The organism is Caballeronia sp. AZ1_KS37 (genome assembly GCF_023631165.1).
Lineage (GTDB): Bacteria > Pseudomonadota > Gammaproteobacteria > Burkholderiales > Burkholderiaceae > Caballeronia > Caballeronia zhejiangensis.
On record NZ_JALQDP010000019.1, the window covers coordinates 34,429 to 52,843 of the forward strand.

Sequence of the window (18,415 nt, forward strand, 5' to 3'; positions counted from 1 at the left end):
ACAATTCGTTGCCCGCCGGACCGTTTATAAACGAAGCTAGCGGTACTACATTCACGGCATACCGCTTAGGAATTTGCCGCCATGAGCCGACTCCCCACCGTTTTCATTTCCCACGGCGCGCCGACGCTGCCGATCGACCCGTCGATGCCGTCCGCCGAATTCGCATCGCTCGGTCAGACGCTGCCGCGCCCCGGCGCCATTTTGATGCTGTCCGCGCATTGGGGCACGGCGCAGCCGGTCGCTAGCACGGCCGAGCGCCCGGAAACCATCCACGACTTCTACGGCTTCCCGCGCGCGCTCTACGAACTGCGCTATCCGGCGCCCGGCGCGCCCGATCTGGCGAAGCGCGCCGCCGCGCTGCTCGGCGCGCAAGGCATTCCCGCCGCGACGACGAATCACGGGCTCGATCACGGCGCATGGGTGCCGATGCTGCTGATGTTCCCCGACGCCGAGGTGCCGGTCACGCAGCTATCGATTCAGCCGCATCTCAATGCCGCGCACCATTTCCGCATCGGCCGGGCGCTGCGCGAGTTGCGCGATGACGGCGTGATGATCGTCGGTTCCGGGCAGATCACGCACAATCTGCGCATGGCCGATTTCAGCGCTCGCCCTGAAGACGCCGATCCGCGCGTGGCCGAATTCACCGACTGGTTCGAGAGCCGCATGGCCGAACGCGATATCGACGCCCTGCTCGACTATCGCGCACGCGCGCCGCACGCCGCGCTGATGCATCCGACCGACGAGCATCTGCTGCCGGTGTTCAGCGCGCTCGGCGCGGCGGCGGACGATTATCGGCTCGGCATCCAGTCACTCGGCACATTCCAGCGTGCGCTCGCGATGACCAACTACGTCTTCACCGACGACTGATCGAAAAAAGCCCGCCTGATCGCTCAGGCGGGCTTTGTTCGGCGAAGGCGAAACGCTTACGCGCCGACTTCGTGAAGAATGTCGTCGGTGCTTTCGCGCTCTTCGAGATAGGTCGTGCGATAACCCGTGTGCACGCCCCAGTAATAGAAGATCAGCGCGAGCACGGCGACCGCCGCCATGTCCCAGCCGTACGGCAGCAATCCGTTTCCGCCGAAGTCCTTGCTGCCGATCAGCGACATGACCGCCATCGACGGCAGATAGGCCACGAGCCACCAAGCAGCCTTCAGATCGCGGCCCCAGCCTGCGAAACCGACCTTGCTCTGAAAATAGAAGTACACCGGCAACGCGACGACCATCAGCAGAATGATCTCGCCGGTCAGCGGCCACTTCGCCCAGAACAGCACGAGCGACGCGCACACGAATGCGAACGGCGCGACCAGGCCCATCAGCGGAATATTGACCGGGCGATCCAGATCCGGCGCCGCGCGGCGCAACGCCATCAGGCTGACGGGGCCGGTGAGATACGAGATGACCGTCGCCACCGAGATCACCGCCGCGAGCGTGCCCCAGCCGCGGAAGAAGAACAGGAACACGAACGACACGAACAGGTTGAACCACATCGCCTGACGCGGCACGCCGTAAAACGGATGCACGTTGCCGAACATCTTCGGCATCGTGTTGTTGCGCTCCATCGCGTAGATCATGCGCGTGGTCGTGGCCATATAGGTCGTGCCGGTGCCGCTCGGACTGACGAACGCATCGACATACAAGAGGATGGCGAGCCAATTCAGGTTGAGCGCGATCGCCAGTTCCGCGAACGGCGATGCAAAGTTGAAGTGCTGCCAGCCCTTCGCCACATCCGCCGGATTCACCGCGCCGATGTACGCGATCTGAAGCAGCACGTAGATCACGAGCGCGATCAGGATCGAACCGACCACGGCGAACGGGATGCTTTTCGCCGGATGGCGCGCCTCGCCCGCGAGGTTCACCGGGCTCTGAAAGCCGTTGAAGCTGAACACGATCCCGCTCGTCGCCACGGCGGTGAGAACCGCGGACCATCCGAACGGCGCGAAATTCGACGCCGTGCCGAAGTTCTCCGAATGGAAGCCCGAGAAGACGAGGCCGCCGATCGTCAAACCCGGCACCAGGAACTTGAAGATCGTGATGATCGAGTTCGCGCGCGCGAACAGCTTGACGCCCCAGTAATTCAGCAGGAAGTAAATGACGACCAGCACGGCCGACAACAGCAGGCCAGTAGTCGTGAGCGTATGTCCGACGAACAGCTCGTGCGCCCATTCGTACGGCCAGGTGCTCATGTACTGGATGGACGCTTCCGCTTCGATCGGAATGACGGACACGATCGCGATCCAGTTCGCCCAAGCGCTGATGAATCCGACCAGCGCGCCGTGCGAATAGCGCGCGTAGCGCACCATGCCGCCGGATTCGGGAAAGGTTGCGCCCAGTTCGGCGTAGGTCAGCGCAATCGCCAGAATGACCACCGCACCGATGATCCACGCGCAAATCGCGGCGGGTCCGGCGATCTGCGACGCCTTCCACGCACCGAACAGCCACCCCGACCCGATGATGGATCCGAGGCCCGTCAGCATCAGCGCCAACGGACCGATGTTTCGCTTAATCGACTTCTCTGTCACTTTTCCTCCAAATATCTCGCACTGCCGGAATAGAAACGGCTCGCGGAGCCGCCGTTGCCCGATCCAGCAACGACCATGTCTGGCAGCCGGCGATATCGGTGCAACCGTCAAGAAGGCGCGTAGTTTAACGGTTGCACCTTTCGAATGCAGTGCATATTGGAGAGAAGTTCGCCCCAAAGCGGGGATTCCTTGAGCCAGTCGAGACCGGATGCGCAAGCGCTGTAAAATTTGCTTACGCATCTCAAAAAAATCCCTTCAGAGTTGTCGGATATTAATTGACCGCGAAATCGTTTCGCCGTATAAAGCTTCTTGCAGGATTTCAAGTGGCGAGTGAATTGGTTCTTTCGAGTTCGCCATCACGGTACTCCGGTTGGTCCCATTGCCCCTTCCTTGATTTTCCGCACCCCTGGGCTTCGGCCTTATTCATCATTTTTTTGGAACAAGTAACATGGAAACCGGTACCGTCAAGTGGTTCAATGACGCAAAGGGCTTTGGCTTCATCACTCCGGATGGCGGCGGCGAAGATCTGTTCGCGCACTTCTCGGAAATCCGCATCGAAGGCTTCAAGACGCTTCAGGAAAACCAAAAGGTTTCCTACGAAGTGAAGACCGGCCCGAAGGGCAAGCAAGCCGCGAACATCAAGCCGGTCTAAGACCCGCTAGAATTCGTATGAAAAACCCCGCTTCGGCGGGGTTTTTTGTTTTCTGCGCGGCTGCGTGATCCGCATCAGGCGAAGATGCGTTGCGCGTAGATTCCGAGTCCTTTCGCCACGCTGGCGAGGCGATCGCCGAATACCGGTTTCGCGCCGGGAAACGCCGCCGAAAGCGCGTCCGACAGGAATCGCAGACCCGTCGTGCCACCTGTGAAATAGACCGCGCCCACGTCCGCCGGCGCGACGCCCGCCCGCTTGAGCGTCTCGTGCGCCGCCTCGACGATCCGCCGCGTTTCGTCCGCGCCGGCCGCGATGAGCTGCGTCTCGTCGAACCCGACGCGCAGCGCTTCTTCCACCTCTTCCATGTCGATTTCGGTCGTGCCGCCCGCGGCGACGTCGATCTTCGCTTCCTCGGCGTGCGCGGTCAGCGCGTGCCCGAGCCGGCGATACACGACGCGCATCAGCCGATCGTGATGCCGCACGTCGGTGTAGAGATGGCGCATCAGTTGCAATTCGCTCACGCGCTTCGGCGTATAGACCGTGTTGATCAGATGCCAGGTCGCGAGATCGAAATACACGGGGCTCGGCACTTCGCGCCCTTTCGGATCGAGCGATTGATAGCCGAGTTCGCGCAGCACCGTCGCGAGTTCCACGCGCCGGTCGAAATCCGTGCCGGCGACGTGCACGCCGTGGTGCGCGAGCACATCGCCCTTGCGCTCGAGATGCCGCGCGCGCTCCGGACCGACGCGCACGAGCGAAAAGTCCGACGTGCCGCCGCCTATATCGGCGACCAGGACGAGGCCTTCCTGCGTCAGCCCGGCCTCATAGTCGAAGGCCGCCGCGATCGGCTCGTATTGGAAATGGATCTCGCGCAAGCCGACCGCGTGCGCGCACGCTTCGAGCTGCTTTTGCGCGAGATGGTCGGCGCGCGGATCGTCGTCGACGAAAAATACGGGGCGGCCGAGCACCGCGCGCGTGAGCGGTTCGGCGGCGAGCGCCTGCGCCTTCTGCTTCAAATGCTGCAGAAAGAGCGTGATGACATCGGTGTATTTGATCGCCGAGCCGTCGCCCAGGTCGGTGCTGTTGTCCGCGAGCGGCGAACCGAGAATGCTCTTCATCGAGCGCATCAGGCGGCCGTCGAAGCCGTCGATGTACGCTTCGAGCGCCGCGCGGCCGTAGGACTGGTTATTCTCGTCTGTGTTGAAGAAAACCGCGGTGGGCAGCGTCGTCGCTTCGCCTTCGACGGGCGCCAGCCGGATCGACAATCCGTCGGGCAAAGCCACCGCTGAATTCGATGTGCCGAAATCGATCGCGCAATAAGTCATGGGCATCGGCGGCGTCCTGAAAGACGCCGCATTCAAACATGGACGGCGTTTTTAACACGTTCGCGCGGGCGCATCAACCGCATTTCGGATATTTTTAAACCATTGAGTTTATTCGACAAAAGCGGAATATAACTTGCTCGCCTCGCGGCAATTTGTTTGATTTCGAGAGCACGCTCCGACGCATGAACGAAACCGCCACGCCACGGGAGACCCGTTTGAGCGATACAGCCAGCGATCGCCCGGCCATCATCGAAACCGATCTGCCCGGGCGGCTCGATCGCCTGCCGTGGGGACGCTTTCACACGCTGATCGTCCTTGCGCTCGGCATCACCTGGCTGCTCGACGGCCTCGAAGTGACGCTCGCCGGCGCGGTCGCGAGCGCGCTGAAATCGAGCCCGGCGCTGCAGTTTTCGAATGCCGATGTCGGTATCGCGGGCAGCGCGTATATCGCGGGCGCGGTGCTCGGCGCGCTCGGGTTCGGCTGGCTCACGGACCGGCTCGGCCGGCGCAAGCTGTTCTTCATCACGCTCTTTCTGTACGTGGCCGCGACCGCCGCGACCGCGTTCTCGTGGAATCTCGCGACGTTCGTACTGTTCCGTTTTCTGACGGGCGCGGGCATCGGCGGCGAATACACGGCAATCAATTCGACGATTCAGGAATTCACGCCCGCCCGCCTGCGCGGCTGGACCGATCTCGCGATCAACGGCACGTTCTGGGTCGGCGCGGGCATCGGCGCGGCGGGCTCGATCGTGCTGCTCGATCCCGCGCTGCTTCCGCCCGATTGGGGCTGGCGGGCGTGCTTTCTGATCGGCGCGGCGCTCGGGCTCACGATTCTCTTCATGCGCATGTGGGTGCCGGAAAGCCCGCGCTGGCTCATCACGCACAATCGCGCGGACGAGGCGAGGCACGTCGTCGAGGAAATCGAGGCGCATTTTCGGCAGCACGGCGTCGAGATTCCCGACACGCCCGTCAAGCCGCTGCGTCTGCACGCGCGTGATGGCACGCCGATCCGCGAAGTCGTCCACACGCTGTTCAAGGCGCATCGCAGCCGCTCGCTCGTCGGATTGGTGCTGATGACCGCGCAGGCGTTCTTCTACAACGCGATTTTCTTCACCTACGCGCTCGTGCTGACCGATTTCTATCATGTGCCGGGCGATCACATCGGCTGGTACGTGCTGCCGTTCGCCGCCGGGAATTTTCTCGGTCCGGTGCTGCTCGGCAGACTTTTCGACGTGCTCGGACGGCGTCGCATGATCGCGTCGACGTATGCGATCTCGGGCGTGCTGCTGACGGTGAGCGGCTGGATGTTCATGCACGGCATGCTCACCGTGACGACGCAAACCATCGCGTGGATGGTGATTTTCTTCTTCGCGTCGGCGGCGGCGAGTTCCGCGTATCTGACCGTGAGCGAGACGTTCCCGCTGGAAATTCGCGCGCTCGCCATCGCCGTGTTCTACGCGTTCGGCACGGCGCTCGGCGGCATTATCGGGCCGACGCTTTTCGGCCAGTTGATTGACACGCACGAGCGCGGCCCTGTGTTCATCGGCTATCTGATCGGCTCGCTGCTGATGATCGCGGCGGCGGTCGTCGCCGGAATCTGGGGCGTCGCGGCGGAGCGCAAATCGCTCGAAGATGTCGCTCGTCCACTTTCGGCGGCGGACGAGCACTGACCGCGCTTACTTGAACGCCTTGTCCCACGCGCCTTCGAAGGCCGTTTCAGCCAGCGTCTTGCGTGCGCGCGGCGCCGCTTCGCGCTCGCGCAGCGCGTCGTCGAGCTCGCTCGCGTCGCCGTGATGCCCGATCGCGATCATCGCGATGATCTCGACATCGGCGGGAACCGAGAACGCCTGACGGAAGGCGTCGCGGTCGAAGCCGCCCATCTGATGCGTCGCGAGTCCGAGCGCGTGCGCCTGGAGCACCAGCGCCATCGCGGCCGCGCCGGTGTCATAAGTCGCGGTGCGGTTCGCGTCGCCTTTCGGCGTGAGCGTCGAGGCCGTCACGCAGACGAGCAGCGGCACGTTCACGTTCCATTTCTGATTCGACGGCGCGAGCGTATCGAACGCGCGTTTGAACGCGGCTTCGTCGCGATGACGATCGAACGCGATGAAACGCCACGGCTGCAAATTGTTCGACGACGGCGCCCAACGCGCCGCTTCGAGCAGGCGATGCAACGTCGTGCGCTCGATCGGCGCATTGGAAAAGGCGCGCGGGCTCCAGCGGCCGGCGATCAGTTCGTGGATGTCGACATCGGTCGGAGCGGGTTTCGTGCTCATGTTGATCCTCGTTGGCGTGATGAAAGACAAACGGCGCGCATCGGCAAAGATGCGCGCCGTTCAACGCGACAAGGATAAACAAGCTCGCGCGCGCGTGCAGATCGTCAGGTCGCGGCGACGCCCATCGTCCGGCCCGCGCGATTGATGCGCAGCACCGTCACGGCGGCGACGAGGCACAGGCCGCCGGAGATCATCGTCGCGACGGTATAGCTGCCGAGGCTCGAACGCAGCATGCCGCCGCCGAGCGCCGCGAACGCCGCGCCGAGCTGATGGCCCGCGACGACCCAGCCGAACACGATCGGCGCCGATTCCTTGCCGTAGACATCGGTGGCGAGGCGCACGGTCGGCGGCACGGTGGCGATCCAGTCGAGCCCGTAGAACACGGCGAAGAGCGGCAGGCCGAAGAAATCGATGCCGAACGCATACGGCAGATAGATCAGCGACAGTCCGCGAAGGCCGTAGTACCAGAACAGCAGCACGCGCGAGTTGAAACGGTCGGAAAGCCAGCCGGAGAGCGTCGTGCCGAACAGATCGAAAATGCCCATCGCGGCGAGCAGCGTCGCGCCCTGCACTTGCGTCATGCCGTAGTCGGAGCACATCGCGATCAGATGCGTGCCGACGTAACCGTTCGTGCTCGCGCCGCAGACGAAGAAGCTGAAGAACAGCAGCCAGAAATCGCGCGTCTTGCTGGCCATCGCGAGCGTGCCGAACGCGACCTTGATCGGATTTTTCGGCGGCGGGAGCGCGCCGGGCGGCAAGTCGGCGGTCTCGCCGACCGGACGCAGCGAGAGATCGGCCGGGCGCTCGGGCAGCAGCCACGCGACGAGCGGCAACACGATCGCCGCCGCCGCCGCGACGACGAACACTACCGGACGCCAGCCGTAATGCTCGGAGATCGAAGCGAGGAACGGCAGGAACACGAGCTGGCCGGTCGCGGAACTCGCGGTGAGAATGCCCATCGCGAGGCCGCGATGCGTCGTGAACCAGCGATTCACGATCGTCGCGGACAGCGTGAGCGCGGCCACGCCCGTCGCGCTGCCGACCATCACGCCCCAGACGAGCACCATTTGCCACGGCTCGGTCATCATCGACGAAATGCCGACGCCGGCGGCAAGCGTCGCAATTGCGGCCAGCACGGTCGGGCGCACGCCGAAACGCTGCATCGCGGCCGCGGCGAACGGGCCCGCGAGACCGTAGAGCGCGAGATTGATCGAAATCGCCAGCGAAATCGTGCCGCGCGACCAGCCGAACTGCTTTTCGAGCGGCAACATCATGACGCTCGGCGTTGCGCGCGTGCCAGCCGCCGCGAGCAACACCAGGAACACGACGCCCACCGCGACCCAGCCGTAATGCATACGGCCGTTCAGCCGTCTCGCTACCCAATTCATCGCTGCTCCGTCAGGTTGATTTTTATCTCAAGCAAGAACATTCGTTACCGTTCTGTCACATCAGAGTTGCGAGCTTAGTTACCGATCGGTAACATGTCAAGCATGCAGCAGAAATCATCGAGGATCCGATCTTGACCCGAGTAACGTCCGATCAGCCGAAAACCGCCGCCCGTCGCAACGCGCGCACGGACGCGGCGACCGCGCAGGAGCAATTGCTCGACGCGGCGCAGGAGCTTTTCTATCGCGACGGCATCCGCGCGATCGGCGTCGATGCCGTCGTCGAGCGGGCGGGCGTCAATAAAATGAGCCTGTATCGGCAATTCGCGTCGAAAGACGAACTCGTCGTCGCGTATCTGGAGCGCATGGATGAAAGATTCCGGCGGCGCTTCGAGGCGAGCGTCGCGAAACATCCCGGCGAGCCGGCGAAACAGCTCGTCCAGGCGCTCGAAGATCTGGTGAAGCGCGCGTCGTCGCCCGATTACCGCGGCTGCCCGTTCGTGAATATCGCGTGCGAATTCGGCGATCCGGCGCATCCCGCGCGCCAATCGGTCGAGCGCAACAAAAGTTACCTGATGACCCGCCTCGTCGAAATTTCGGCGGCCGCCGGAGCGGATAATCCCGTCGAACTGGCGGAATCGCTCGCGTTGCTCGTCGACGGCATCTACGCGACGAGCCAGACCTACGGCCCCAGTTCGGGCCCGCTGCTCGCCGCGCCGCGCATCGCGCGCACGCTGATCGCGGCGGCCTGCGCCGGGCATCGCAAACAGGAAGATTCATGAATGACAGCAGCAACCGCGACGACGTGATCGCGGCGACCCGACACTGGCTCACCCGCGCGGTGATCGGACTCAACCTGTGCCCGTTCGCGAAGAGCGTGCATGTCAAAGAGCAGATTCGCTATGTGGTGAGCGAGGCGCGCGGCGTGGACGACCTCGTCGTGGAACTGACCGATGAACTTCGCCTCTTGCGCGACACCGACGCGGAAGTAATCGACACGACGCTTTTCATCACGCCGCATGCGTTCGCCGATTTCGCCGACTATAACGACGCGCTCTTCTTCGCCGAGCGCCTCGTCGATCAATTGGGACTCGCGGGCGAATTGCAGATCGCGAGTTTTCATCCGGACTATCGGTTCGAAGGCACCGGGCCCGACGATATCGACAACTACACGAATCGCGCGCCGTACCCGACGTTCCATCTGATCCGCGAAGCGAGCATCGATCGCGCGGTGGCTGCATTTCCCGATGCGGCCGACATCTACGAACGCAATATCGAAACGCTGCGCCGTCTCGGGCAGGACGGCTTCGCAGCGTGGATGAAAGAGAAGTCCTGATCAGTGCGCGGGCGCGAAAAAGCGCTCGCGCAACTCGTCCAGCCCGAGCGTTTCCAGCACGTCAGACAGCCTTTGCGCAGGCCGGCCGCGCGGCAGGTCCTTGAATTGCGCAACGATGAGCTCGTTTTTCATCGAATGTTCCCAGCCGACGAGTTCCGTTACGCTCACCTGATAACCGTGCGATTCGAGCTGCAGGCAGCGCAGCACGTTCGTGATCTGGCTCCCGAATTCGCGCGTGTGCAGCGGATGCCGCCACATTTCCGTCAGCACGTTCTTCGAAAGCGAGTGGCCCTTGTTCTTGCGCAGCACCGAAGCCACTTCCGCCTGACAGCACGGCACCACGACGATGTATTTCGCTTTCTTTTGCAGAGCGAACTGGATGGCGTCGTCGGTGGCGGTGTTGCACGCGTGAAGCGCGGTGACGATATCGATCGAATCAGGTAGACGATCTGAATCAATTGATTCGGCCACCGACAGATTCAAAAATGACATCCCCGTAAACCCGAGTCGGCCAGCCAATTCTTCCGATTTTTTTACGAGCTCTTCGCGCGTCTCGATTCCAAAGATGTGTGACCGATCGCGCAGAGTCTTGAAGAAGAGATCGTAGAGAATAAACCCAAGATAGGATTTTCCTGCACCGTGATCGACAAGTGATACGGCCCCTTGGCGCTCGTGAACTTCGGCGAGAAGCGGTTCGATGAACTGATAGAGGTGATAGACCTGCTTCAGTTTGCGGCGGCTGTCCTGATTCATCTTGCCGTCGCGCGTGAGGATATGGAGTTCCTTCAGCAGTTCGATCGACTGGCCTGGACGAATCTCGTGTTTGGTGGATGGGTCGGGTGTGCCCGGAGCCGACGCGGAGGACTTCCTGGTCATCTTGAAGGTGTGTTGAATAAAAAAAGCGGAGCAGTTCGCGCCGAATGTGCGCTAACCGCTGGTTCTGCCGTCTCAAAAGGGGAAGTTTACCCAAAAGCGCGAAGACGCTCTTGTTCCAGCCACGGCTGATCGGCCAATGCGTGGCAGCAAACGCATGGAACGGATTGTGCATCGTCGGACAATGAGGCCATTGGAAAAGACGACACAGCGTGGCCTCGCGGCTGCGTACCGATGCAGCAAGCAGGAGCAACAAGCCAGTAACAAGCCGTGCCTCGACACGTCGAACGTCGTCACCCGCGCCCACCTTGTTACGTAACACCTAACGCACAGCGCGGCGAATGCGACTCGCCGGCGCCATGAACATGAGAGGACGGCGATGGATGCGATCCCGGACAAGAAAGCAGAGAAACAATTTCAGGAGATGCTCGCGGCACTGACCGCGATGCCCGCGTGGAGCGAAAAGCAGCAACTCGAACTCGAAATGGCACGAGAGATTTCCGTGGAGATGTTGCGCCTCGCCGAATCGATGCGCGACGGCTCCACCGATATCGAAACGTGCCTGACCATGCTGAAGTACGCCAAGGTGATGGATTTCGTCCTGACGACGCTCGCGTCACGCCGCGAGATTGCGCCGCAAACGTTGCGCGTGATCTTCAAGCTGGCGGGTCTGAAGGTCGATGAAGCCTATCCGGGCTGACGCGATCGCGCGTCTGAAACCGGTGCGCGTTCCGAGCGCGCGCCGGCGTCAGCTTTTGCGTTTGGTCATGAGGCGCGCCGCGGACTGACGCATGTGCCGCTGCATCGCGGCTTGCGCCTGTATGGCGTCGCGCGCTTCCAGTGCTTCCAGAATCTCGCGATGCTCGCCAAGCGCGGCCGCCCACGTTTCCTCTCCTTCGAAGTGCCCACGCAGTGTCGATGACAGCGGACTATGCCGCTCGTCATACAGACTGCCGACCGTTCGCACGAGCACGTCGTTGCCGGTCATCTGCGCGATCGCGATGTGAAACGCGCGATCGGTCGCCATCGGCACCTGGCCGTTCGCGACTTCGCGCGCCATCGTCTCGTACACGGCGCGCAACGCCTTGATCTCTTTCGGTTTCGCGAACGGCGCGACGCTCGCCGCGATCGCGCCCTCGATTACGCCGCGCGCGTTCATGATCTCGATCGGGCTTTCGCCCAGTTCCGCTTCGCTCGTCGCCGGCTTCGCCGACGGCGCCGCGACGATGTACACGCCCGAGCCCATGCGAATTTCGACGCGCCCTTCCAGTTCCAGCGCGACAAGCGCCTCGCGCACCGATGGCCGCGACACGCCGAGCGTCTGCGCCAGTTCGCGCTCGGACGGCAAGCGGCCGTTCGGCGCGAAATCCTGCTGTTCGATCAGCCCGCGCAGCTTGTCGGCGATCTGTAGATAGAGGCGACGCGTTTCGGCTGGTTTGACGCTCACGAGCTGGCTCCTGCTTTTCGTCTCGGGGAAAACGTGGATTGTAATCAGTGGAAGGGTTGACGCGCCGTGGGGCGGGCGTTTGCCGTCCGCAGACTGCTTACAAGTGGCTTGACCAATTCTATTTCAAGACACTAGTATGCAATCCGGTAAGGCCAGGTGGGCCAATTTTTTTACGGCAATCTGGAACCGTTCCCAGACCAAATTCCTCCCTAGCGCGCGCGACGATGAGCAATCCGATTCTTCAATTCGGCACCAGCCGCTTTTTGCAGGCACACGTCGATTTTTTCGTGACCGTTGCGGCGCGCCGCGATCCGGCGAAAGCGCTCGGCAAGATCACCGTCGTCCAGACGACGTCGAGCGCCGACAGCCGCGCGCGTGTCGAGGCCTTGCGCTCGGCCGGGCGTTATCCGGTGCGCATCCGTGGCCGTCAGCGCGATGAAACCATCGATATGACGGTCGAATGCGACGCCATCACCGAAGCGCTGCACGCGAACGAAGACTGGCCCTTGCTGATCGAGCGCGTGAAGCGCGACGTGAAAGTGATCGTCTCGAACACCGCCGACGCAGGGTACGCGCTTTTCGATGAAGACACCGCCGATCTGCTCGACGGCCAGCGCACGCCGCGCGGCTTCGCGGCGAAGCTCGCGGTGCTGCTGCACGCGCGGCATCGCGCCGGCGGCGCGCCGATCACGCTTCTGCCCTGCGAACTCGTTTCGCGCAACGGCGATACGCTGCGCGATCTGGTGATCGGCGTGGCGCGCGGCTGGAACGTCGACGACGCGTTCATCGCTTATCTGACGAACGACTGCGTGTGGGTGAATTCGCTCGTGGACCGCATCGTGTCGGAGCCGATACAACCTGTCGGCGCGATCGCGGAGCCGTACGCGCTGTGGGCGATCGAGCGTCAGGACGGCATGGTATTGCCGTGCGAGCACGAGGACATCGTCGTCACCGACGATCTCGCGCACTACGAACGCCTCAAGCTTCTGATGCTGAATCTCGGCCACACGATGCTCGCGCAGATCTGGCGCACGCGCGACGGCTCGCCGGACATGACCGTACTCGACGCGATGCGCGATCCGGCCTATCGCGAGCCGCTCGAAGCGACGTGGCGCGACGAAGTGCTTCCCGTATTCGCGGCGCTCGGCAAGGGCGACGTTGCGGCCGACTACCTCGCGAGCGTGCGCGACCGCTTCGAGAACCCGTTTCTCGTCCATCGGCTCGCTGACATCGCGCGCAATCACGACGAGAAGAAAGTTCGACGCTTTCAGCCCGTCATCGATCTGGCGCGCGAACTGAAGCTCGACATCGAACAAACGCGTCTTCGCGACGCACTCGAAACCGCCTGACGACCGGCCCGACCGATTTTCAATCACGGCTCACCGCGCCGGCATCGCGGATCGAGCTGGAACACATTGAAGTGCCGCCCCATTGAGGAGACAAACGATGCGCAAAATGCGTTGGGTAGTGATATTTCTGGCCTTTCTGGCAATCGCGATCAATTACATCGATCGTGCAAACCTTGCGGTCGCCGCGCCGCAAATCGAAAAAGCGCTCAATATCGGCCCGGCCGAAATGGGCTTCATCCTGAGCGGCTTCTTCTGGAGCTACGCGCTCATGCAGATGCCGTTCGGCTGGTTCGTCGATCGCGTCGGCGCACGCATCGCACTGCCGCTCGCGGTGGGCTGGTGGTCGGTGTTCACGGCGTTGACCGCGGTTGCGACGAGCGTCGTCGGCATGTTCGGCTGCCGCCTGATGCTGGGCGTCGGCGAAGCGGGCGCGTATCCGTCGTGCGCGAAGCTCGTGTCGCAATGGTTCACAAAATCGCAGCGCGCATTCGCGACCAGCATCTTCGATTCGGGCTCGCGCGTGGGTTCGGCACTGTCCATTCCGGTCGTCGCGTTCATCATCAGCTCGTTCGGCTGGGAAGCGTCGTTCGTCATTACCGGCGTGATCGGCTTCGTGTGGATTCTCGGCTGGTTCCTGATCTACCGTAACAAGTCGAAGGGCGATCTCACCGGCGAAACCGATGTCGCGCCGGTGCCGGTTGCGCCGAAGAACAAGGTGTCGTGGGCGTCGCTGTTCAAGTACCGCACGCTGTGGGGCATGATGCTCGGCTTCTTCTGCCTGAACTTCGTGATCTACTTCTTCATCACCTGGTTCCCGAGCTATCTCGTGCAGGCGCACGGCTTCTCGCTGAAATCGCTCGGCACGCTCGGCACGATTCCCGCGCTGATGTCGATTCCCGGCGGCTGGCTCGGCGGCTTCATCTCCGATTCGCTCTTCAAGCGCGGCTGGAGCCTGACCGCCGCACGCAAGACCTGCATGGTCGGCGGCATGCTGATGTCGTCCGTCATCACGCTGTGCGCGTTCGTCGAAAACATTTATCTGATGCTCGCGTTCTTCGGCATCGCTTACGCGAGTCTCGCGTTCGCCGCTGCATCGATCTGGTCGCTCCCGAGCGACGTCGCGCCGACGCCGGATCACGTCGCGTCGATCGGCGGCATCCAGAATTTCGCGTCGAATCTGGCAGGCATCGTCATCACCACGTTCACCGGCGTGATGCTCGCGATCACCAAGGGCTCGTTCGTGATTCCGCTGTGCGTCGCGGGCGGCTTCTGCTTCCTCGGCGCGTTCAGCTATCTTTTCATTGTCGGCAAGATCGAACCGCTCAATCGCGCCGAAGAAGAGCAAGCCCGGCGCGACGACGGTCGCGCACCTTCCACGGTCTGAGTCTGAGAACAAAACCATGTCCACCACATCCACCGACCATGCGGTCATCCGGCTGCATCCCAATGACGACGTCGTGATCGCGACGCGTCAGTTGCTCTCCGGCGCGCGGATCGCGTCGGAGGATCTCGTCGTCGCCGGGCTGATTCCGCCGGGCCACAAGATCGCGACGCGCGATATCGCGGCGGGCGCGCCCGTGAAGCGCTACAACCAGATCATCGGCGTGGCGAAGGAAGCGATCGCGCGCGGGCAGCACGTCCACACGCACAATCTGTCGATGGCCGATTTCGCGCGCGAGCACGCGTTCGGCGTCGATCTGCATCCGACGCCGTTCGTCGACAAGCCCGCGACTTTCATGGGCATCCGCCGCGAGGACGGCCGCGTCGCCACGCGCAATTTCGTCGGCGTGCTGACGAGCGTGAACTGCTCGGCGACGGTCGCCCGCGCGATCGCCGATCATTTCCGGCGCGACGTGCATCCGGAAGCGCTCGCGGATTACCCGAACGTCGACGGCGTGATCGCGCTGACGCACGGTCTCGGATGCGGCATCGACATGCAGGGCGAAGGGCTCGGCATCTTGCGGCGCACGCTTGCGGGTTACGCGGTGCATCCGAATTTTCATTCGGTGCTGTTCGTGGGTCTGGGATGCGAGACCAATCAGATTTCCGGTGTGCTCGAATCGAGCGGGCTGAAGGACGGTTCGCATCTGAAGAGCTTCACGATTCAGGATAGCGGCGGCACGCGCAAGACGATCGAACGCGGCATCGCGCTGGTGAAGGAAATGCTCGCCGATGCCAATCGCGTGCAGCGCGAGCCGCTGCCGGCGTCGCATCTGATCGTCGGTTTGCAGTGCGGCGGGTCGGATGGCTATTCGGGCATTTCGGCGAATCCCGCCTTGGGCGCGGCGGTCGACAAGCTCGTCGCGCATGGCGGCACGGCGATTCTTTCCGAAACGCCGGAAGTGTATGGCGCGGAGCATCTGCTGACGCGCCGCGCGGTGAGCCGCGAGGTCGGTGAGAAACTGCTCACGCGTATCAAGTGGTGGGAAGAATACTGCGCGCGCAATGGCGCGGCGATGGACAACAATCCGTCGGCAGGCAACAAGGTCGGCGGATTGACGACGATCCTCGAGAAATCGCTCGGCGCGGTCGCGAAAGGCGGGACAACGAATCTCGTCGAAGTGTACGAGTACGCTCAGCGCATCGACGCGAAAGGCTTCGTGTTCATGGATTCGCCCGGCTACGATCCGATGTCGGCGACGGGCCAGGTTGCATCGGGCGCAAATCTGATCTGCTTCACGACGGGACGCGGTTCGGCTTATGGATGCGCGCCGTCGCCGTCGCTCAAACTGGCGACGAACACCGCGCTGTGGGAACGCCAGGAAGAGGACATGGATATCAATTGCGGCGGCGTGATCGACGGCTCCGCGACCATCGAACAACTCGGCGACGAAATCTTCCAGATGATGCTCGACTGTGCGTCAGGCGTGGCGTCGAAGAGCGAACTCCACGGGTATGGGCAGAGTGAGTTCGTGCCTTGGCAGGTGGGTGTGGTGACTTGAGGCTTCTATTTTGGTGAAAAAAACGCGCCGTGTTCCGGCGCGTATTTCTTCGATCAGGCCGGTCCGAGGTCGATTTGGATTGGCTCGTCCGAGCAGTCGAACACCGTGCCGTGAAGCCGCACTTCGCACCATTCGCGAAAGAGTTTGAGCGATCGCTTCTGCGGCCACAATGCGTCGTCCGTGTGCCAGTCGTCGAGCATCTGGTCGAAAATCGTCTGCCAGTTTCGGTTGATCCATTTCTCGGCGGACTCGATAACATCGTCGCCTCCGCATGGAATCAGGAACGTGTTTGGGTCGTCGCGCGCCTCGTCGAAAAGAACGGGACGCTGCGGGTCTGGTGCCGGATCGGCGCGGTTGATCCAATCGACGAACGGCTGCTTCGGCAAGACGACAGCAGCCGCTCGATTGGTGACGAGAAGCGCATCGGATGGCATGTTCGCGACCTCGTTGGGAGCGCGGACGATCAGACCGTCTCGGCGTGTTGCGCCATCATCTGCAACGCGACGGCTTCCGCCACTTCGATGCCGTCGATCGCAGCCGAATAAATGCCCCCAGCGTAGCCCGCGCCCTCTCCCGCCGGATAAAGCCCCTCCACATTGACGCTCTGATAGTCGTCCTTGCGACGCACGCGGATCGGCGACGACGTGCGCGTCTCGACACCGGTCAACACTGCGTCGTGCATCGCGAATCCCTTGATCTTCTTGTCGAGCTCGGGCAACGCTTCGCGAATCGCTTCGATCACGTAATCGGGCAGCGCGGTGCTCAAATCGGTCGGCTTTACGCCCGGCTTGTAGGACGGCGCCACGGAACCGAGCGAAGTGGATGCGCGCCCCGCGATGAAATCGCCGACGAGTTGCCCCGGCGCGGAGTAGTCGCCGCCGCCGAGTTCGAACGCGCGCTCTTCCCACTTGCGCTGAAACGCGATGCCGGCCAGCGGGCCGCCCGGGTAGTCATCCGGCGTAATGCCGACGACGATGCCCGCGTTCGCGTTACGCTCGGCGCGCGAATACTGGCTCATGCCGTTCGTCACGACGCGGCCCGGCTCGGACGTCGCCGCGACGACCGTGCCGCCCGGGCACATGCAGAAGCTATAGACCGCGCGTCCATTGCTGCAGTGATGGACCACTTTGTAGTCGGCCGCGCCGAGCTTTTCGTGGCCGGCGAATTTCCCGAAGCGGCTTCTGTCGATGACGCCTTGCGGATGCTCGATCCGGAAGCCGAGCGAGAACGGCTTGGCCTCCATGTAGACGCCGCGTTCGTGCAGCATCTCGAACGTATCGCGTGCGCTGTGACCGACGGCGAGCACGACGTGATCGCAGCGCAGCGTTTCGCCCGTCGAAAGTTTGAGCCCGCGCACCTTGCCGTTATCGATGTCGATGTCTTCAACCCGGTGCTGAAATCGCACTTCCCCGCCAAGCTGATGGATTTGCGCGCGCATCTTCTCGACCATGCTCACCAGCCGGAAGGTACCGATGTGCGGCCGGCTCAAATACAGAATGTCTTCCGGCGCGCCAGCTTTGACGAACTCGTCGAGCACCTTGCGGCCGTAATGTTTGGGATCTTTGATCTGGCTGTAGAGCTTGCCGTCCGAGAACGTGCCTGCGCCGCCTTCGCCGAACTGCACGTTCGATTCCGGATTGAGCTCGTTGCGACGCCAGAGGCCCCACGTGTCTTTCGTCCGCTCGCGCACCGCTTTGCCGCGTTCGAGAATGATCGGCCGAAAGCCCATCTGCGCGAGGATCAAGCCGGCGAAAAGCCCGCACGGTCCCATGCCGATGACGACGGGACGCAGCATCGTCGATTGCGCCGGCGCTTTTGCGACGAAACGATACGCCATGTCGGGCGTCACGCCGCAGTGCGGATGCGGATGCGCTTCCAGTCGCTTCAACACCGACGCTTCGTCTCGCAACTCGACATCGATGATGTAGGTGAGCTTGATATCGGCGCGCTTGCGGGCATCGTGTGCGCGGCGAAATACGTGAAAGCTCACGAGTTCGTTCGCGCCAACGCCGATTTCCGCGAGACGCGCGAGAACCGCAGTTTCGATAGCCGATTCGGGATGATCGAGCGAGAGCTTGAGTTCGCTTAGACGTAGCATGGGAAGTCGACGGCGCTGCCGTACTTTTTGAAAAGCTGTAGAGAGATTCTAGCGCTTGCGCAACGCGCACTTCGCGGATTTGCAGATACCGCGCTTCAAACGCAAAAACCCCACCTTTTGGGGTGGGGTTTTTGTTTGGAGCATGAGGAGCCTGACGATTACCTACTTTCACACGGGTATCCGCACTATCATCGGCGTGGAGTCGTTTCACGGTCC

At 62.6% G+C, this 18,415-nt stretch carries 17 protein-coding genes; 9 read left to right on the forward strand and 8 right to left on the reverse strand.

Translation table 11 applies throughout. The annotated features are described in order from the left end of the window. Nucleotides 1–81: 81 nt before the first annotated feature. On the forward strand, nucleotides 82–867 hold the full coding sequence (locus NCS00_RS12540) for a DODA-type extradiol aromatic ring-opening family dioxygenase (protein WP_250440227.1): 786 nt from the start codon (nucleotides 82–84) through the stop codon (nucleotides 865–867). Between the two features lie 56 nt (nucleotides 868–923). Here the strand turns inward: NCS00_RS12540 and NCS00_RS12545 are convergent, their stop codons facing one another. Then, nucleotides 924–2,474 carry an APC family permease gene (locus NCS00_RS12545; protein ID WP_075583595.1) on the reverse strand — a complete coding sequence of 517 codons (1,551 nt, stop codon included), beginning with the start codon at nucleotides 2,472–2,474 and terminating at the stop codon, nucleotides 924–926. A 493-nt stretch (nucleotides 2,475–2,967) separates the two neighbouring features. Between NCS00_RS12545 and NCS00_RS12550 the strand changes: the two genes are divergently transcribed. Next, nucleotides 2,968–3,171: a cold-shock protein gene (locus NCS00_RS12550; protein WP_007000074.1), complete on the forward strand. Its 204-nt coding sequence runs from the start codon at nucleotides 2,968–2,970 to the stop codon at nucleotides 3,169–3,171. A 74-nt stretch (nucleotides 3,172–3,245) separates the two neighbouring features. On the opposite strand, the gene NCS00_RS12555 is transcribed toward NCS00_RS12550, so the two are convergent. Continuing rightward, entirely contained in the window at nucleotides 3,246–4,496 is a 1,251-nt protein-coding gene (locus NCS00_RS12555) for an Hsp70 family protein (RefSeq protein WP_034473913.1), read from the reverse strand. A 182-nt stretch (nucleotides 4,497–4,678) separates the two neighbouring features. Here NCS00_RS12555 and NCS00_RS12560 point away from each other — a divergent pair, with 182 nt between their 5' ends. Continuing rightward, nucleotides 4,679–6,166 (forward strand): MFS transporter, encoded by a 1,488-nt coding sequence (locus tag NCS00_RS12560; protein ID WP_250440229.1) that lies wholly within the window; start codon nucleotides 4,679–4,681, stop codon nucleotides 6,164–6,166. Between the two features lie 6 nt (nucleotides 6,167–6,172). Here NCS00_RS12560 and NCS00_RS12565 read toward each other — a convergent pair whose 3' ends face one another. Both NCS00_RS12565 and NCS00_RS12570 read right to left on the reverse strand, forming a co-directional pair. Beyond that, entirely contained in the window at nucleotides 6,173–6,769 is a 597-nt protein-coding gene (locus tag NCS00_RS12565) for a nitroreductase family protein (protein ID WP_250440230.1), read from the reverse strand. Between the two features lie 104 nt (nucleotides 6,770–6,873). Beyond that, entirely contained in the window at nucleotides 6,874–8,157 is a 1,284-nt protein-coding gene (locus tag NCS00_RS12570; RefSeq protein ID WP_033536108.1) for an MFS transporter, read from the reverse strand. A 131-nt stretch (nucleotides 8,158–8,288) separates the two neighbouring features. Here NCS00_RS12570 and NCS00_RS12575 point away from each other — a divergent pair, with 131 nt between their 5' ends. Next, nucleotides 8,289–8,936 carry a TetR/AcrR family transcriptional regulator gene (locus tag NCS00_RS12575; protein WP_250440231.1) on the forward strand — a complete coding sequence of 216 codons (648 nt, stop codon included), beginning with the start codon at nucleotides 8,289–8,291 and terminating at the stop codon, nucleotides 8,934–8,936. After that, complete coding sequence (locus NCS00_RS12580) at nucleotides 8,933–9,490, forward strand: DUF1415 domain-containing protein (RefSeq protein WP_250440232.1); 558 nt, start codon at nucleotides 8,933–8,935, stop codon at nucleotides 9,488–9,490. The genes NCS00_RS12575 and NCS00_RS12580 overlap by 4 nt, the downstream gene beginning before the upstream one ends. On the opposite strand, the gene NCS00_RS12585 is transcribed toward NCS00_RS12580, so the two are convergent. Further along, the gene (locus NCS00_RS12585; RefSeq protein WP_008344377.1) at nucleotides 9,491–10,366 is read right to left on the reverse strand and encodes a class I SAM-dependent methyltransferase; all 876 of its coding nucleotides are present in this window, start codon (nucleotides 10,364–10,366) and stop codon (nucleotides 9,491–9,493) included. 376 nt (nucleotides 10,367–10,742) lie between these two features. Here NCS00_RS12585 and NCS00_RS12590 point away from each other — a divergent pair, with 376 nt between their 5' ends. Then, nucleotides 10,743–11,063, forward strand: coding sequence for a hypothetical protein (locus NCS00_RS12590; RefSeq protein WP_008344375.1), 321 nt, complete (start codon nucleotides 10,743–10,745; stop codon nucleotides 11,061–11,063). A 48-nt stretch (nucleotides 11,064–11,111) separates the two neighbouring features. Here the strand turns inward: NCS00_RS12590 and NCS00_RS12595 are convergent, their stop codons facing one another. After that, nucleotides 11,112–11,810 (reverse strand): FadR/GntR family transcriptional regulator, encoded by a 699-nt coding sequence (locus NCS00_RS12595; RefSeq protein WP_350029722.1) that lies wholly within the window; start codon nucleotides 11,808–11,810, stop codon nucleotides 11,112–11,114. A 224-nt stretch (nucleotides 11,811–12,034) separates the two neighbouring features. On the opposite strand from NCS00_RS12595, the gene NCS00_RS12600 reads away from it, so the two are divergent. From NCS00_RS12600 to NCS00_RS12610, 3 genes are all read left to right on the forward strand, one after another. Next, nucleotides 12,035–13,159: a mannitol dehydrogenase family protein gene (locus NCS00_RS12600; RefSeq protein WP_034473910.1), complete on the forward strand. Its 1,125-nt coding sequence runs from the start codon at nucleotides 12,035–12,037 to the stop codon at nucleotides 13,157–13,159. A 97-nt stretch (nucleotides 13,160–13,256) separates the two neighbouring features. Next, a complete protein-coding gene (locus NCS00_RS12605; protein ID WP_008344369.1) occupies nucleotides 13,257–14,543 on the forward strand; it encodes an MFS transporter in 1,287 nt (428 codons plus the stop codon). A gap of 16 nt (nucleotides 14,544–14,559) precedes the next feature. Next, nucleotides 14,560–16,101 (forward strand): UxaA family hydrolase, encoded by a 1,542-nt coding sequence (locus NCS00_RS12610; protein ID WP_175983098.1) that lies wholly within the window; start codon nucleotides 14,560–14,562, stop codon nucleotides 16,099–16,101. Between the two features lie 53 nt (nucleotides 16,102–16,154). Here the strand turns inward: NCS00_RS12610 and NCS00_RS12615 are convergent, their stop codons facing one another. Further along, nucleotides 16,155–16,535, reverse strand: coding sequence for a hypothetical protein (locus tag NCS00_RS12615; protein WP_250440233.1), 381 nt, complete (start codon nucleotides 16,533–16,535; stop codon nucleotides 16,155–16,157). Between the two features lie 29 nt (nucleotides 16,536–16,564). After that, nucleotides 16,565–18,199 (reverse strand): NAD(P)/FAD-dependent oxidoreductase, encoded by a 1,635-nt coding sequence (locus NCS00_RS12620; RefSeq protein WP_250435243.1) that lies wholly within the window; start codon nucleotides 18,197–18,199, stop codon nucleotides 16,565–16,567. Between the last annotated feature and the right edge of the window lie 216 nt (nucleotides 18,200–18,415).

Bases quoted from the DNA above. Each gene is read 5' to 3' on its own strand.
- NCS00_RS12540 (WP_250440227.1), top strand. From the start codon at position 82: ATGAGCCGACTCCCCACCGTTTTCATTTCCCACGGCGCGCCGACGCTG.
- NCS00_RS12545 (WP_075583595.1), bottom strand. From the start codon at position 2,474: ATGCTGACGGGCCTCGGATCCATCATCGGGTCGGGGTGGCTGTTCGGT.
- NCS00_RS12550 (WP_007000074.1), top strand. From the start codon at position 2,968: ATGGAAACCGGTACCGTCAAGTGGTTCAATGACGCAAAGGGCTTTGGC.
- NCS00_RS12555 (WP_034473913.1), bottom strand. From the start codon at position 4,496: ATGACTTATTGCGCGATCGATTTCGGCACATCGAATTCAGCGGTGGCT.
- NCS00_RS12560 (WP_250440229.1), top strand. From the start codon at position 4,679: ATGAACGAAACCGCCACGCCACGGGAGACCCGTTTGAGCGATACAGCC.
- NCS00_RS12565 (WP_250440230.1), bottom strand. From the start codon at position 6,769: ATGAGCACGAAACCCGCTCCGACCGATGTCGACATCCACGAACTGATC.
- NCS00_RS12570 (WP_033536108.1), bottom strand. From the start codon at position 8,157: ATGAATTGGGTAGCGAGACGGCTGAACGGCCGTATGCATTACGGCTGG.
- NCS00_RS12580 (WP_250440232.1), top strand. From the start codon at position 8,933: ATGAATGACAGCAGCAACCGCGACGACGTGATCGCGGCGACCCGACAC.
- NCS00_RS12585 (WP_008344377.1), bottom strand. From the start codon at position 10,366: ATGACCAGGAAGTCCTCCGCGTCGGCTCCGGGCACACCCGACCCATCC.
- NCS00_RS12590 (WP_008344375.1), top strand. From the start codon at position 10,743: ATGGATGCGATCCCGGACAAGAAAGCAGAGAAACAATTTCAGGAGATG.
- NCS00_RS12600 (WP_034473910.1), top strand. From the start codon at position 12,035: ATGAGCAATCCGATTCTTCAATTCGGCACCAGCCGCTTTTTGCAGGCA.
- NCS00_RS12605 (WP_008344369.1), top strand. From the start codon at position 13,257: ATGCGCAAAATGCGTTGGGTAGTGATATTTCTGGCCTTTCTGGCAATC.
- NCS00_RS12610 (WP_175983098.1), top strand. From the start codon at position 14,560: ATGTCCACCACATCCACCGACCATGCGGTCATCCGGCTGCATCCCAAT.
- NCS00_RS12615 (WP_250440233.1), bottom strand. From the start codon at position 16,535: ATGCCATCCGATGCGCTTCTCGTCACCAATCGAGCGGCTGCTGTCGTC.
- NCS00_RS12620 (WP_250435243.1), bottom strand. From the start codon at position 18,199: ATGCTACGTCTAAGCGAACTCAAGCTCTCGCTCGATCATCCCGAATCG.